11 protein-coding genes are annotated in these 16,386 nt (G+C 48.9%); 8 read left to right on the forward strand and 3 right to left on the reverse strand.

The window, feature by feature from the left end:
- The first annotated feature begins 2 nt into the window (after positions 1 to 2).
- Positions 3 to 4,514 (forward strand): EAL domain-containing protein, encoded by a 4,512-nt coding sequence (locus ACXAH4_RS15345; RefSeq protein WP_474882518.1) that lies wholly within the window; start codon positions 3 to 5, stop codon positions 4,512 to 4,514.
- 231 nt (positions 4,515 to 4,745) lie between these two features.
- Positions 4,746 to 4,901, forward strand: a complete 156-nt coding sequence (locus ACXAH4_RS15350; RefSeq protein WP_474882520.1) for a hypothetical protein — start codon at positions 4,746 to 4,748, stop codon at positions 4,899 to 4,901.
- Positions 4,902 to 4,990: 89 nt separating this feature from the next.
- Here the strand turns inward: ACXAH4_RS15350 and ACXAH4_RS15355 are convergent, their stop codons facing one another.
- The 3 genes from ACXAH4_RS15355 to fadI form a co-directional block, all read right to left on the reverse strand.
- Positions 4,991 to 5,194 carry a hypothetical protein gene (locus ACXAH4_RS15355; protein WP_474882522.1) on the reverse strand — a complete coding sequence of 68 codons (204 nt, stop codon included), beginning with the start codon at positions 5,192 to 5,194 and terminating at the stop codon, positions 4,991 to 4,993.
- Positions 5,195 to 5,349: 155 nt separating this feature from the next.
- A complete protein-coding gene (gene fadJ / locus ACXAH4_RS15360) occupies positions 5,350 to 7,509 on the reverse strand; it encodes a fatty acid oxidation complex subunit alpha FadJ (RefSeq protein WP_474882524.1) in 2,160 nt (719 codons plus the stop codon).
- Positions 7,509 to 8,819 (reverse strand): acetyl-CoA C-acyltransferase FadI, encoded by a 1,311-nt coding sequence (gene fadI, locus ACXAH4_RS15365; protein WP_474882526.1) that lies wholly within the window; start codon positions 8,817 to 8,819, stop codon positions 7,509 to 7,511. The genes fadJ and fadI overlap by 1 nt, the downstream gene beginning before the upstream one ends.
- Before the next feature lie 388 nt (positions 8,820 to 9,207).
- Here fadI and ACXAH4_RS15370 point away from each other — a divergent pair, with 388 nt between their 5' ends.
- Genes ACXAH4_RS15370 through ACXAH4_RS15395 form a run of 6 tightly spaced genes read left to right on the forward strand, consistent with a single transcriptional unit; the run spans position 9,208 to position 16,346 of the window.
- Positions 9,208 to 10,164 carry an AAA family ATPase gene (locus tag ACXAH4_RS15370; protein ID WP_303575015.1) on the forward strand — a complete coding sequence of 319 codons (957 nt, stop codon included), beginning with the start codon at positions 9,208 to 9,210 and terminating at the stop codon, positions 10,162 to 10,164.
- 4 nt (positions 10,165 to 10,168) lie between these two features.
- Positions 10,169 to 11,122, forward strand: coding sequence for a DUF58 domain-containing protein (locus ACXAH4_RS15375; protein ID WP_474882528.1), 954 nt, complete (start codon positions 10,169 to 10,171; stop codon positions 11,120 to 11,122).
- On the forward strand, positions 11,119 to 11,646 hold the full coding sequence (locus ACXAH4_RS15380; protein WP_474882530.1) for a DUF4381 domain-containing protein: 528 nt from the start codon (positions 11,119 to 11,121) through the stop codon (positions 11,644 to 11,646). The genes ACXAH4_RS15375 and ACXAH4_RS15380 overlap by 4 nt, the downstream gene beginning before the upstream one ends.
- Positions 11,639 to 12,658: a vWA domain-containing protein gene (locus tag ACXAH4_RS15385; RefSeq protein WP_474882532.1), complete on the forward strand. Its 1,020-nt coding sequence runs from the start codon at positions 11,639 to 11,641 to the stop codon at positions 12,656 to 12,658. Before ACXAH4_RS15380 ends, ACXAH4_RS15385 begins: the two co-directional genes overlap by 8 nt.
- Positions 12,655 to 14,607, forward strand: a complete 1,953-nt coding sequence (locus tag ACXAH4_RS15390; protein ID WP_474844764.1) for a vWA domain-containing protein — start codon at positions 12,655 to 12,657, stop codon at positions 14,605 to 14,607. Before ACXAH4_RS15385 ends, ACXAH4_RS15390 begins: the two co-directional genes overlap by 4 nt.
- Positions 14,607 to 16,346, forward strand: coding sequence for a BatD family protein (locus ACXAH4_RS15395; RefSeq protein WP_474844763.1), 1,740 nt, complete (start codon positions 14,607 to 14,609; stop codon positions 16,344 to 16,346). Before ACXAH4_RS15390 ends, ACXAH4_RS15395 begins: the two co-directional genes overlap by 1 nt.
- Positions 16,347 to 16,386 lie beyond the last annotated feature (40 nt).

The following is a 16,386-nucleotide window of genomic DNA, read 5'->3' on the forward strand; positions in this document are numbered from 1 at the left end:
TGGTGCGCTCAACCTTAATCTGGATTTTTGTCAGCTGCATTCTGCTGCCGGGGTATCTACTCTGTGCGGAGAGTAAGGCTGTATCAATCACAGACATTTACTTCCAGAATATCTCGCAAAAAGATGGTATTTCAGACCATAGTATTCTGGATATTGTTGAAGACAAGAACGGAAGCTTGTGGATTGCCACACTCACCGGCCTGCACCGTTATACCGGTTATTCAGAAGGTGCTAAACAGTATCACCCTCAGACTTCAAATCCCCGCTCTCTGCCTTCGACATGGATAAACGATCTGTTTATCGATGATAAAGGTACGCTTTGGGTAGGTACGGACCAGGGCCTGGCGAAATACAATGCTCAAACTGACGACTTTACTGTCATCGCTTTTGAAGCCAATACGTCAAAATCTAAATACATCAGAAAAATAATAGCAGACGAAAACGGTCGCTTGCTTGTCAGTACCTATGACGAAATTTATCGCCTGCAACCCGATGGGAAGGTACTGATCCCGGCTTTTCGTGGCACAAAGTTACCCGATGATATGCTGGTTATTTATAATGAAGCACACCGTTTATGGATAGGAACAAGAAATCACGGTGCTTTCATTCTGAATAAAAACAGTGATCAGATATTCCCGCTTTCAAAGGTGAATCCTTATGGTTATTCAGTCGCTCAAAACCGTGTGCATGACATTAAGGTTATCGACGGGGAATACTGGCTGGCGACGGGGGACGGAATTACAAAGATTGCCAACAACGGGGAAATCTCTTATTTGGGCAGTTCAGAAGACAACCACCCAGTTAAATTAGCTACCACGTCTACACTGACACAGGTCGGAGATATCGTCTGGATAGGCACATTCAAAGGACTGGCTATCTACGACCTCAGGAAAAGACAATTCATCGCAGCAGGCCAGAAAAGCGCAGAACTTACCGGTCTAACTCAGAAAATTATTTTTTCTATTCAGGCAGACAGCAATGGCAGTGTGTGGGTAGGCACCTATTCCGGCTTATTCAGATACCAGCCTAAACTCAGTGCTGTCCGCACGTTTGAAAACAGAAAAGAATTTCAGAAAGCTTCCATCTCGTCAACCATCTGGGCCATCGATGAAGATGCGAATGGTGATCTATGGTTTGTCACGCAAAATGAAGGATTGGGTAAGTTTGACCGGGATCTTGGAACAATTGACTATTTTATCGAAAATTTAAAAAGTAACCTTTGGGATTTGATTATAGATGACAATGGCTACTTTTGGATTGCAAGCACGAGCGGCCTGTTAATTTACGAACATAAAAGTGGAAAGTTTAATTTAATTACAACACTTTTCAAAAACCAGGTTGTGGAGAGTCTTTACTTCGATGGCAAATACGTCTGGCTAAGTTTAAATAATGGTGAATTGACCTCGATACCCAGTTCAATGCTAGGTGAAGCAGAAAGTATCAGCGAACTGGAAGCTCTCTCAACAGAATACCAAATTACACAAGGTGACACTCTCGTTTTTCCTATATTCACGGACAGTGAGGAAAGGCTTTGGGTATCTACACCTGATAAAATTCTGGTCTTCGACCCCGTTGCCGGTAAGGTCGTCAGAGTCATTGAAGACCCGTCAAATAGCAGCTTCAGAGCTGTGAATGTTTACTACTGGCGAAATTTCTACTGGGTCACCACTTTTTACGACGGAGTTATTAAAATAAATGCCCATAGTCTCGAGATTGAAGACCGCCAGCAAGTTGTGCAGGATGCAGGAGTAACCTTTTCTGCTCAGGGCCGTGACAGTTCAGTGTGGTACACCAACCGCTTAGGTATAACGCGGGTAGATCTTTTCACTCTTGAATCCAAAGATAATATTTCTAAAGAAGCATTGGGATATAATGAGTTCAGTGAAAGGGCTGCGCTACTTACCTCTGATGAAGCACTGGTTTTTGCCGGTTCGAAAGGATTTAATATTCTAACCAAAACATTTATTGAAAATGATTTAGTTCAGACTTCTCAAACACGTCCACCACATCTTTTTGATCTCAAAATTTTTGGCTCATCTTCAATTAGTGATTTTGATGATGAAACAAAATCGACTGATACCAGCATTTTAGAGAAGTCTGAGTATTCTCTGGATTACGAGCAATCCCGTTTTAGTATCACTTTTGGCTTGATTAATCCCGTCACTCCTGAAGATGTGGTGTACCGCTATCGTATGACAGGAAATGTAGATGACTGGTTTCCGGCTGATACCAGCAGACTGGCACAATTTAATAACGTGCCTTTCGGCAATTATGTCTTTGAAGTGCAGGCCAAGGAAGGAGATAAAACCTGGTCTGACAGCACCAGCTTTAAAATATCTGTTGGCCGGCCTTTCTGGTTACACAGTGCAGCACTGGTGTTTTACGCCTTTATAGCACTCTCCGTACTCTTTTACATTCTGCGCCAGTACCAGTTACGTAAGCAGGGTCAGCGAGCCATTCAGGAGTCGGAAGAAAGGCTGAAACTTACCCTGTGGAGCTCTGGTGATGAACTCTGGGACTGGGACGTTTACCGTGGTCAGGTTTACCGTGCCAACACATGGGGCACACTGGATTTCCCTCAGGACAACATCCGCACGTCCAGTGCTTATGATGCCAATATTCATCCCAATGACGTCATGCGTGTTCAGGAAGCCTTAAAAGCCCATCTGGAAGGTAAATCTGAATTTTATGAGCTGGCCTACCGGGCGAAAACGTTTTCTAACTCGTGGATTTGGGTACTCGACCGCGGCAAGGTGGTACAGCGTGATCATAATCAGCAACCCATGCGGATGACGGGTACGCTGAAAAACATTCATCATCTGAAAGAAGCAGAAGAACAGTTAAACCTGTTCAAACGATCTATTGAGAATATCTCCGAAGGGGTATTCATTACCGACACCAATTTCCGTTACATCTCGGTCAATAACGCCTATTGCGGTTATACCGGAGAAAGCCGTGATCAGGCACTGGCTTCGTACATGTACTTTAACCAATATCCGGATGCCTTTACCGAAGAAATTAAGAAAACATTGCGCACTAAAGGTAACTGGTTTGGCGAAGTCGAATCAGCCCGGGTGAACGGTGAGCGCTACGAGATGGAACTGAATATCGATGCCGTACATGATGACGATGGCCGTATCAGTCATTTTGTGGGTGTATTCTCTGACATCACATCCCGTAAAAGCACAGAAAAAGAATTGCTGAAGCTGGCGAATACCGACCCGCTGACAGAGCTCCCCAACCGCTCTTTCTTCCAGGCCAGCCATCAAAACCTGGTCCGTAAAGCAGCGTCTCATACCCTGCTCTGTCTGGACATGGACAACTTTAAGAAGATTAATGATTCCCTTGGCCACCAGACCGGTGACGTGCTGATTAAGCAAATCGCCAAGCGCCTACAGCGTATTACCGGCACTACGGCAACCTGTTACCGTCTTGGCGGTGATGAATTCAGTGTTCTGATGGAAGATCAGGCAGACATCCACACTATTACCCATTATGCACAGGACATTCTGGATAACCTGTCACGGCCTTTCATTATTAATAAGCAGGAATTTGTACTTGGTGCCAGTATCGGTATCGCCTTTTATCCTGATGACGGTAAAACACCTCAGGAAATGCTGAAAAACGCAGATACCGCTATGTACTTTGCGAAAAACAATGGTGGTAATACGTATAAGTTCTTCAGTGGTGAAATGAACCAGAACGCCGTGCGCCAGTTGCAGATAGAAAACCTCATCCGTCAGGGCATTAAAGACGATCTGTTCACGGTTTATTACCAGCCTAAAGTTGATATTGCCTCGGGTAAGCTGGTGAGTATGGAAGCCCTGGTGCGCTTTGAACACCCGCAAAAAGGGATTGTCAGTCCGGGGCAGTTTATTCCGCTGGCAGAACAAACAGGGCAAATTGTTGAAATTGGTGAACAGGTACTGCGTAAGGCCTGTGCAGATACCAAACGCTGGGTCAACGCCGGCTTGTTCTCCGGCCGTGTAGCGGTGAATATTTCTGCCAAGCAGTTTGAGTTGCCAAACCTGGACGACCGGATTGAACAAATCCTGAAGGAAGTAGGATTATCCCCGCTCCATCTGGAGTGTGAAATTACCGAAGGCACGCTGATGGAGAATCCGGATCAGGGTCTGGAAATGATGAAGCGTCTGCGGGACCGGGGCATTCACCTGGCACTGGATGACTTCGGAACAGGCTATTCTTCTTTGGCGTATCTTAAGCGCTTCCCGCTGAATACACTGAAAATCGATAAAGCGTTCATTGACGACATTGCAGAAAGCAGCACAGACCGGCATATGGCTGCCGCTATCATCAATATTGCCCATAATCTGGGGCTAAAAGTGGTCGCTGAAGGTGTGGAACAGGAAAAACAACTGACGATTTTACGTCGCTACGAATGTGAAATGTTACAGGGTTATTTGTACTCAAAACCACTGAATGCTGAACGATTTGAGAAATTACTTCAGGAAAATCAAAAGCTTTACAACCTCATCGGTCAGAATTCTTACTGATCTCCCCTGCGTCAAAAATAAGGCGTAGTACACATCTTAATTTATAGCAAATCTTTTTTCTGCCACCATCAAAATTCAGTTTAAAAATAACACATTTAACTTACTGAAAAATAAGAGTTTTAAAACTTTAATACTACTAAAGGTTTAGATTGGCACGCATATAGCTATATCTCTGGTGCACCGGCGAGAACGGTGTTGTTTGTTCAAATAAAAAATCAGAGGATATTTATAATGTTAAAAGCAGCCGCTGTAGCACTAGCACTTTCCACAACTGCACCTGCAACTGTAGAAGAAGGCGCCAAGCCTGTTGAGAAACAACAGGAAGCCACGACTCAGTTTCAGAAGATGAAGCCTTGCGCTCACCTGAATGCTTGTGATTTAGACTAATTTGGGTCTCAACACAAAAAAAGTCAGAACAATCTGACTTTTTTTATGCCTGAAATTCGCCACGGAAGGCGATACAGAGCCATTTAAGGCTAAGCGGCAAATACTGGTCCACGATACCCTGTAATTTCACGCCACAGTAAGTACCGCTTCATATTAAACAGCGGGAAAAGTGCCGGCCCCAGTAATAAACCACCTACTGCCCAGCGTTTCGCATTCATTCCGGCTTTCATTGCTGCAACGTAATATCCCGCAGCACAACACCCAAACACCATTAAAGCCAGAAAAACCATCATAGGAAAAATAACCTCTTGATTAACTACGCCAAAAAATTGACTACAAAATAACCAAACCGGTTGCAGTGTACTTATTTTGACCACGAAAGCCAGTTAAAACACCGCTTAAAACAAAAAAGTCGGGCAAAGCCCGACTTTTTAACACTATTAAAACATTAGTAAAACGTTTTGTTTTCTTTTGCCATTTCCTGTAAACATTCAGCCGGGGTGAATTTCGGATCAACACTGCCCGCAAGTTGCGTCAGCTTGTTGACTACGGTATCCAGTCCCAATGTGTCCATGTAGCGGAAAGGCCCTCCAAGGAATGGCGGAAAGCCGATACCAAAGATTGCCCCGATATCGCCGTCGCGGGCACTGCGTATCACACCTTCGTCCAGACAACGTGCAGCTTCATTCAGCATCATCAGTACACAGCGTTCCGCGATGGCCCTTTCGCTGAGTTTCTTCGACGGGGTCACACCAAGCACGGCGTAAATGGAATCATCCACTTCCTTACCGGGTTTCTTACCTTCGTACAAATAAAAGCCTTTACCATTCTTTTTCCCTTTACGGTCATCAGCCAGCACTTTGTCAAATGCCGCAGGCGCCTCGAAGCGGCTGCCAAACTGTTCAACCAGAAACGGGATAATCTTGGTCCCGACATCAATGCCGACTTCATCCAGTAACTTAACCGGCCCCACAGGAAAGCCAAATTTCACCAGTGACTTGTCGATATACTCCACCGGCTCACCAGCCAGCAGTAAACAGGCCGCTTCATTCATATAAGGAGCAAGAATACGGTTCACATAGAACCCTGCCCCGTCCTTCACCACTACCGGGGTTTTCCCCTGCTTGCGGGCAAACTCTACGGTGGTTGAAATAGTCTCGTCTGACGTTTTGTCATGAGCGATAACTTCCGCCAGCGGCATTTTGTCTACCGGAGAGAAGTAATGCAGGCCAATAACATTCTCCGGCCGTTGTGCCTTCGCAGCAATGTCGGTGATCGGAATGGAGGATGTATTTGAAGCGAAAATCGTTTCAACTTTGCAGTTGGCTTCAACATCAGCCACCATCTGTTGCTTCAGAGCAAGATCTTCAAATACCGCTTCAATCACAATGTCAGCGTCCTGAAAACCACGGTAGTCAAGACTTCCGGTGAGTAAGGAAAGCTGTTTTTGCATCTCACTTTTCAGCATGAAGCGCTTTTTCACTTTCTTGTTAAGAATGTCGTAGCTGTACTTCATCGCATTGGCGATACCTTCCTCACGAACATCTTTGATCCGTGCAGGGACACCGGCTTTGGTTGCCGTTACATAAGCAATACCACCGCCCATCAGGCCACCGCCGAGTACACCGGTTTTATGCACTTTGGCAGGCTTTACGCCTTCCACACCATGTTCTTTCTTCATCTCTGTGGTGGCAAAGAAAATTTGACGTAACTGGAATGACTCCGGAGTCATCACCAGCTTACCGAAGGCATCAGCTTCTGCATTAAGCCCGGCTTTCATACCGTCATTCAGACCGGTTTCAATGACATCAATGATCATCGCCGGTGCCGGATAGTTGCCTTTTGTTTTCGCAAAAGTTTGCTCTCTGGCTTTCTTAAACAAAAGATTACGGCCGAAACGATTTTGCTCCAGGGCTTTATTCACCAGGCCTTTTTGCGGGGCATCACGGTGTGGCTTTGCTTTAAGCGCAAATTGTTCAGCCACATCAAGCAGCACACTTTGCGGTACCATGTCATCAACAATCCCATACTTCTTCGCTTGCTTAGCACGGGCCGGAGCGCCGGTTAGCATCATTTTCATTGCCTGTTGTACACCAATCAGGCGCGGTAACCGCTGGGTTCCGCCACTGCCGGGCAGCAAGCCTAACTGAACTTCTGGCAAGCCCAACTGTGTTTTTGGTGAATCAGTACAAATACGGTAATGACAAGCCAGCGCCAGCTCCAGACCACCACCCAGCGCAGGGCCATGAATAGCGGCAACGAAGGTGGCTTTCATATTCTCAATGCGATCAAACACAGCCTGACCACCAGCCGCCAGTGCTCTGGCATCAGCCTCGGTTTCACAGGCTGCAAGCATAGTGATGTCAGCACCGGCAACGAAGGAAGAAGGCTTTCCGCTTGTCAGCACAACACCTTTAATGCTGCTGTCGCTCTCGATTTCATCCAGTACCGCAGAAATCTCGTCTCCGAAAGCCGCTTTCAGCGTATTCATTGACTCGCCCGGGACATCCATCGTCAGAATGGCAACACCATTGTCCTGTCTTTTGAGGGTAAATGCTTTGGCAGATGAATCACTCATAACCACGTCCTGATTTTCCTGTTCGCTCATTATTCTGTCTCCACAATCATGGCTGCGCCTAAACCACCGGCAGCACATGCGGTCAGCAATCCGCTTCCGCCGCCACGGCGCTGTAATTCATTCAGCATCTGGGTGATCATCCGGGTGCCGGTAGCAGCAAAGGGGTGACCATAGGCGATAGAGCTGCCCATCACGTTAAATTTGTCCATGTCGATTTCACCGGTAGCTTTATCACGACCCAGTTTTTCTTTTGCAAATTTGTCGCTGGCAAACATTTTCACATTGGCCAGTGTCTGGGCTGCAAATGCCTCGTGCATTTCAATCAGAGTGAGGTCGTTCAGCGTCATACCGGCTCTGTCCAGCGCCATTGGCGTGGCATAAGACGGTCCCATCAGCATGTCCTCCCACACATCTATAGCTGCGAAGGCATAGCTGCGGATGTAGCCTAACGGGGTATAACCCAGTGCTTTAGCTTTGCTTTCCGTCATCATCAGTACTGCAGATGCACCATCAGTCAGCGGCGTTGCGTTAGCGGCCGTCACAGAGCCGTATTTCTTATCAAATACAGGGCGCAGTTTGGCGTAGCCTTCCACCTTTGAGTCAAAACGAACATTGTTATCTTTACCCAGCGCGCCTTTGAACGGCTCTGCATAGGCCGTCATTACCTCATTATCCAGCTTACCTTCATTCCAGCTTGCTGCCGCCAGAGAATGAGAGCGGTGTGCCAGTTCATCCTGAGACTGTCGTGAGATACAGTGAGTCTTGGCCATCTGCTCTGCTGTCTGCCCCATGGACAAGCCTGTGGAATATTCTGCAACTGCAGGCGGCACAGGCATTAAATCTTTTAATCCCAGCTTTTTAACAATCGCCCACTTCTGACCGACTGTCTTTGCCTTTTGCAGATCCACCAGTGCACGGGCAAGTTTTTTCGACACGCCAATTGGTGATACAGATGTTGAATCGGCACCACCGGCAATACCAACTTCTACGGTACCGGCCATCATGCTCTCGGCAATGTTAACCGTGCTTTGAAAGCTGGTAGCGCAGGCGCGCGACACGCTGTAAGCGTCAGTGTGCACACTCATGCCTGTACCCAGAACGATCTCGCGGGCAATGTTGGGCGCTTCCGGCATTTGCACAACTTGTCCATACACCACCTGATCCACCAGCTCCGGTGATACGCCATTACGGATGAGCAGTTCATTGACCACCATCTTGCCCAGATCAACGGCGGGCACACCGTGGAAATACGTTGCCATTTTCGCGAATGGCGTACGTAATCCTGCGACTATCGCGATTCTGTCACCGTTACGGGTTGTGACTGATTGTTTAGCTGTCATGTTGCACCTGAATTAAATGACCCTAAGTGGTCAGACCTGTAAAGAGTTAGATTTTTACAAACAATGAACAAAATAGCAAATTTCCCCTGCAGGCAGTTCATCCTGAAAAATTGCCAGCTTATCCAAGAGCCTGAAACTAATGTAGTTTAAGAACATCACAAAGCCCATTAACGGCTATACAATAAATTTACGCCGGTGGCTTGAAGCGCAGGATTCGGGCCTTATTATGTATAGGTACTCATCCGGCTATGTAAAAGATTGCATTGCGTTGTCTGTCCTGACGGTTCATTTGCAAGGTTGCACAGAACACAGGTACGACTGAGTGCCCAGTTATCCGGTCGACGTAAATGTGCGCTGGTTTCAAAAAATAAAAGTGGATTAAATCACTATGTCTGCAGAGCAGTTTCAACAACTTCATACTTATTTAGACTCCCAGATTATTGGTCAGAGTGAACTGACGAAAAGCCTGTTGATTGCGCTTTTAGCCGATGGACATATGCTGGTTGAAGGCCCGCCGGGGCTGGCAAAAACCCGGGCGATTAATGCACTCGCTCATGGTATTGACGGCGATTTTCACCGTGTTCAGTTTACCCCTGATCTGTTACCGGCAGATTTAACCGGAACAGACATTTATCGTCCTGAGACCGGTGAGTTTGTATTTCAGCAGGGCCCCCTTTTCCATAACCTGGTACTGGCTGACGAAATTAACCGGGCGCCTGCCAAAGTGCAGTCTGCGCTGTTAGAAGCCATGGCTGAACGTCAAATTACAGTGGGAAATAAAACTTATGCGTTACCGCCTCTGTTCCTTGTCATGGCCACGCAAAATCCCCTTGAACAGGAAGGGACGTACCCGTTGCCGGAAGCTCAACTTGACCGCTTCCTGATGCACGTGAGTATTGATTACCCGGGCGCTGACACTGAGCTGTCGATTCTGCGCCTTACCCGCGATGAAGAGCTGAAAAAAGCCACCGTTGCACCACCTTCTCTGAGCCAGCAGGATATATTCACTGCCAGAAATGCTGCCTTGTCTTTGCATATGGCACCGGAACTGGAGCAATACCTGGTTCAGATCGTTATGGCGACCCGGACGCCTGAAGCGTTTGATGCAAAAATGGCGAACTGGATAGAATTTGGTGTAAGCCCGCGGGCCACCATTGCCCTTGACCGCTGTGCCCGTGCCCACGCGTGGCTGGCCGGACGTGATTTCGTCGGGCCGGATGACATTCAGGCTGTGGCACATAATGTGTTACGTCACCGGATTATTTTGTCCTACGAAGCCGAAGCGGAAGGCATTACTGTGGATCAGGTACTGGACAACATTTTAAACCTGGTGGCAGTACCTTAAGCTGATGAACGCCGTACATGATACGCTGGCGGCACTGAAAAGCGACGGAGTAAACCTGTCGCTGAGTGAGTTGATCCGTTACCAGCAACTAACCAAACTGCTAAATCTGAAACCGGCTACACCGCCCAGGGCGCTGATGTCCGGTGGTTACCTGAGCCGGCACAAAGGCAGAGGCATGGAGTTTGATGAAGCCAGGCACTACCAGCCGGGCGACGATATCCGTGCAATCGACTGGCGGGTCACCGCCCGCACAGGCAAAACCCACACGAAAATATACCGTGAAGAGCGGGAACGGCCGGTGTTTATTTTATGCGATTTAACCGCCGGCATGCAGTTTGGTAGTCAGTTGCTGCTGAAATCTGTTCAGGCTGCCCATATCGCCGCCCTGCTGAGCTGGTCTGCCGCCGCAAGGGGCGATAAAGTCGGTGCATTTATTTTTAACGACACCATGCACCGGGAATGTAAGCCGCTTTCCCGTCAGCGTGCTGTGTTATCTCTGTGTCACGAATTGATCCGCGTGCAACAGGGGGCCGCTCAAAAAGACGCACAGACGTCACAGGCATTTTCAGATGCCTGCCTCAGGCTACGCCGTTTAGCCAGACCGGGTAGCCTGGTTTATTTAATTTCCGATTTTGAAAACCTGCAGCAAGGCGCAGAACAGCCCCTCAGTCATCTCGCCAGACATTGCGACGTACATGCTATCCGCGTAGGCGATCCCATGGATTCCCATCTGCCCGACGTAGCGGTATCTCAGCAAGTCAGCGTGACCAATGGCGCAGATGAACAAAGCTGGCTGCTGGGCGATAAGTCCTTGGGTAAGAAATACAGTCAGTGGCGGGGAGAAGTAAGAACGGGTATTGAGAGCTTCTTCCAGTCGAAGATGATCAAATTCAGCCAGGTTTCCGCCGGTTTACCCCTGGAGCAACAGCTTGAAATGCTGGGGAGGCAGCCACGATGACACCTCCTGCCGGACAAAATCCGTTAGATCAGTTAAAAGCTATTCACACACCGGCTGAAGTCAGCGCGTGGCCGCTTGCCTGGGGTTGGTGGGCGCTGATTGCTGTTGTACTTATTATTCTTATCAGTGCCGTCATCATGTGGCGGAAACACCGCAGGTTTACCGGTGCGAAACGGGAAGCTCTCACCCTCCTTGCCAGCACAGATACGCAAGTAAGCACTGCCCCGGCAAATATCAATGCCATCCTGAAGCGGGTCAGCCGTCATTATGATGAAAAGGCAATGGCTTCATCCGGGTCGGGAGAAGAATGGCTAAATTACTTAACGTCAGCCCTGCCCGAAAAAGAACGCGGCTCATTTACCGCAGGATTTTCACCGGCGAACAGTAACATGTACCGTCCGCAAGGCGTCACACCGGAACAGGCAGAAGCGATGAAATCCGCTGCCCTGTTATGGGTGCGAAAAGCGCGTATTTATACCTTTTCTTTACGCAGTTCTGTAAAGGAGTCAGCCCGCAATGTTTGAATTTGCATGGTGGTGGGCATGGTTCGCCCTTCCGTTACCTTTATTATTTATGTTGCTTCCGGCACAGCCACGCTCTCAGGGCGCGGCACTTAAGGTGCCCGCATTAATTCCGGGTAGCGAAAGCGCTGTGAATAAACCCGGCCGCTCCCGGTGGCTGACGCTTATTGCCATCATAAGCTGGACTTTACTGGTCTGCGCCGCTGCCCGCCCCCAATGGCTCGGCGAACCGGTGAGTATCCCGAATGAAGGCAGGGAATTAATGCTCGCGGTGGACTTGTCCGGCAGTATGAAAATTGATGATATGGAAGTTAACGGCCGTCAGGTGAACCGCCTGGTCATGATAAAATCTGTCCTCCACGATTTTATTGAACGCCGTGTCGGCGACCGTCTCGGTTTAATTCTGTTTGCAGACACCGCTTACCTTCAGGCACCGCTTACCTACGACCGTCAGACCGTTGCTACCCTGCTGGATGAATCTGTCATTGGTCTGGTCGGGGAGCAAACGGCTATCGGCGATGCTATTGGCCTTGCTGTAAAACGTTTTAAAAAACGTGAAGACTCCAACAAAGTGGTTATTCTGCTGACCGATGGTCAGAATACGGCAGGAAATATCACACCGGAGCAGGCTAAAGAACTGGCAATTGAAAGTGGCGCGACAGTGTATACCATTGGCGTAGGGGCAGATAAAATGCTCATCCGCAGCTTTTTTGGTAGCCGTCAGGTCAACCCTTCTCAGGAACTGGATGAAGATATGCTCACTGATCTTGCGGAATCTACCGGTGGTCAGTATTTCCGTGCCCGCAATGTACAGGAACTGAACAGTATTTATGAGACGCTGGACAAACTTGAGCCCGTCGAAGGGGAAGCAAGAAAACTCCGTCCACGCACTGCCCTGTTCTTTTATCCCTTATCACTGGCCTTACTGTTAACAGTATTACCGGCGCTGCTATATTGCTTTAAAAATATCTGGTACCGGATAAGCGGCCGTACACGCGCAGGAGGACAAGCATGAATTTTCCTGTTCACGATTTTCATTTTCTCCGCCCGGAATGGTTTGCCGCCCTGCTCCCCCTGTGTCTGCTGATAATGCTTATCAGGCAATATCGCCGCAGTCAGTCAGGCTGGCAAAGTGTTATTCCATCTCACCTGTACAAGCATCTGATTGCCGGCAAAGCCGTTGCAGGAAAGCAGGCTCCGCTCAGTCTTCTTGCTTTGTGCTGGTTTATCTGTGTGGTTGCCCTTGCAGGACCGGTTTGGGAGCGTTTGCCCCAGCCTGTTTTTCAGGTGCAGGAAGGCCATGTGGTGGTCATTGATATGTCGCTGTCGATGCGCGCAACCGATGTGTCGCCGGACAGATTAACCCGTGCCAAATATAAAGCGATTGATCTGATAAACAGCATTGATGAAGGCGAAACGGGACTGGTCGCCTACGCCGGTGATGCATTCACTATCAGTCCGCTGACTGCGGATGCCGGCAACCTGGTTGCCCTGTTACCCGGTTTAAGCCCTGAGATTATGCCTGTCGCCGGCAGTGATCCTTACCGGGGCATTCAGGAAGCGGCAGACTTGCTGCAAAACGCCGGCTATCAGCAAGGGAATATTTACTGGCTGACCGACGGTATTACCTTGCCACAGGCTCAGGATCTGCGCTCTCTTATCAGTGAACTGCCTTATACGGTCAATATTTTAGGCGTAGGCACGGAAGAAGGTGCGCCAATCCGTCAGCTTGACGGGCAGTTATTAAAAGATCAGCGCGGTCAGATTGTTATCCCCAAACTACGGGGTCAGCAACTGCAAAATCTCGCCAGTGCATCAGGCGGTGCGTACAGCAAGCTGTCTGCAGGCGACGGTGATATTAAACGTCTTACAGGCCGGAATTTACTGCACAACAACGCAGAAGAAACCGGAGAACAAACGTCTCAGGATGGCGATCAGTGGGCAGAGCTGGGCCCCTGGCTGTTGTTGATGATTTTACCCGTTGCCGCTTACGCTTTCCGTCGCGGAGTTGTACTCACCCTATTACTGGTTCCATTGCTTGCAGCCACGCCGCAACCGGTCTTTGCACAGGCCAGCGGGCCGGCCACAGACGGGGAACCGGAAGCAGAAACTCCTGTAATCACCTGGTATGAAACGCCGTTTCTGAATGCCGACCAGCAGGGAGAAAAGGAATACGACGCTGGCAATTTTAGTACCGCTGCTGATACCTTCAAATCTGCGGAATGGCAAGGTGCAGCAGCTTATGAGTCCGGTAATTATGAGCAGGCACTGGATGCATTTTCCCGCTCAGACAGTACAGATGCCGTGTACAACCAGGGCAATGCGCTGGCGCAACTGGGGAAGCTGGATGACGCCATTGCCCGTTACGATGAAGTATTAAAGCGGGATCCGGAGCATGCTGATGCGAAAGCCAATAAAGCCCTGCTTGAGCAAATGAAACAGGAGCAGGAAAAGCAACAGCAGGAGCAGCAAAACCAGCAACAAAATCAGGACCAGCAGGATCAGAACGGGGATAACCAGCAGCCTCAGGACGGCCAGCAGGGTCAGAATGATGAGAATAACGGCAGCGACGAACAGCAACAGAACGATCAGTCACAATCTTCCGGTGACCAGCAACAGCAAGGCGGTGAAGGAGAAGATCAACAGAGCGAAAATCGCGATGAAGAGTCTCAGTCGCCCGGCCAGGAACAGCAGAATGAACAAGCTGACGGTCAGGAAGAGGAAAGCAAAGAAAGTGAGTCACAGTCTCCTGCACAGGCAGAAGAAGGTGAACAGCAGCAAAATCAGTCAGCGCAGGCTCAGACCGGCGAACTGACAGACGAAGAAAAAGAAAAAATGCAACGTTTGGATAATTTGATGAAGAAAATCCCTGATGATCCTGCATTTCTGCTTAAACGCAAAATGCAACTTGAAGCACAACAACGACGTCGTCAGGGACCGCCATCAAACCGGAGCGAGTGGTAATGAAACAATCTCTCTTTTCAATCTTTCTCTTTCTGTGCCTGGCACATCCGGCCCTGGCTGACGTCACCCGGGTTGAAGCAACCATTGATAAAAACCCGGTGATGGTGGACGAAGCGATACAATTAACTGTCACCGCTCAGGGCGATCCTGCCAGAGAAGCATTCGACAGCTCCCCCTTACTGAAAGACTTTGTGGTTGGCCGCACATCGGTGAGTACACAAACACGTATTATCAATTTTGATAAAGAAGAAACCGTTACCTGGACGACTACTCTGTTTCCCCGTGGTGAAGGTAACTTTACGATTCCTGCGCTGACTGTAGAAGGAAAACAAACAAAACCTTTGACGGTAAACGTGATTCCGGTACAAGCCGGTCAGGATGAACCCGCCAGAGATTATTATCTGACGACGGATGTGGACACCAGTGAGGTCTATCTTCACCAGCAGTTACTTTACACTGCCAAATTATATCTGGCGTCCAATATTGAACGTGGCAGCCTGCAGGCACCGGAACTTAAAGATGCGCAAATTCAGCAATTAGGTGACGACAAGCAATATTCTGATATTGTGAACGGTAAGCGGTATCAGGTTATTGAGCGTACGTTTGCAATTGTGCCGCAAAGCTCAGGCGAATTTACTATTAAGGGACCGGTATTCGCCGGTGAAGTTCTGGCTCAGGATCCGAATACCCGCTTTGGTTTCTTCAACCGCACAAAGCAAATCAACCGCCTCGGTCCGGATATTACTATTCACGTTAAGCCCGTGCCTGCTGATATTGATTACCACTGGTTACCCAGCGAATATGTGTCACTGAACGAAGAGTGGCCGCAACAATCGTCTTTTACTGTAGGTGAACCGGTTACCCGCACTATCACCCTGACAGCAATGGGTGTAGTGGAAGAGCAGTTACCTGAACTACCTCAGATGTATCCGCCCGGATTCAAGCTCTACCCTGACCAGGCCAGTACGGCTACCGTAAACAAAAACAATACGCTCATCGCCCAGCGGGTCGAGACACTGGCGATGATCCCCACTCAGGCCGGCGACTTCATTCTACCTGAGGTAACTGTGCCCTGGTTTAATGTGCTGACCGGTAAAACGGAAACTGCCCGGTTACCGGCGAAGAAAATTACCGTAGCGCCGGCTTCAGCAACGGCAACGCCAGTTCAGTCTGCACCGCTTACTCAGGCGCAATCTGATAATACAGCCCTGCCCGCCCCCGCTACACAGCCGGATATACCGCAAGGTGCTCAAGGAACGGTGCCGCAATCTGCACCGGCAGAAAGTAACGATACCCTGCTGTGGATTGTCTGTGCATTATGGATAGTGACGCTTGCCGGCTGGATTTTTACTGTTATTTACTTCAGACGTCGTCCGGTGATGCAAGGTGAAAAGCCATCAGATGGGCGCGGCTCTGCAGGCAATGACGAAAAGCAGGCGTTTAATACGCTGCAAAAAGTCATTCAGTCCGGTGCACCGGGAGAGGTACAAAAAGCGCTCAGACAGTGGGCATTTCTGGCTGGCAAACAACATAGTCCCGCCGTGCCGGCAGACATTTATCTCAGAAAATCCGGTCTTCAACCGCAAATTGATGCCATGTTATCGAGTCAATATAGCGATAAACCACAACAATGGGATAGAAAGGCACTGTTACAGAGTATTCAGGCCATCAGGCAACAGAACACGAAGCAGAGCAATTCAGCGCTGCCACCTCTGTATCCGGAAGGCCAGTCATCCTGATCTCTGCGTCTTCCGTACAAGCACAATATTTACCGGGAGA

The sequence above is a fragment of the Alteromonas sp. ABV2_168 genome (genome assembly GCF_056161165.1).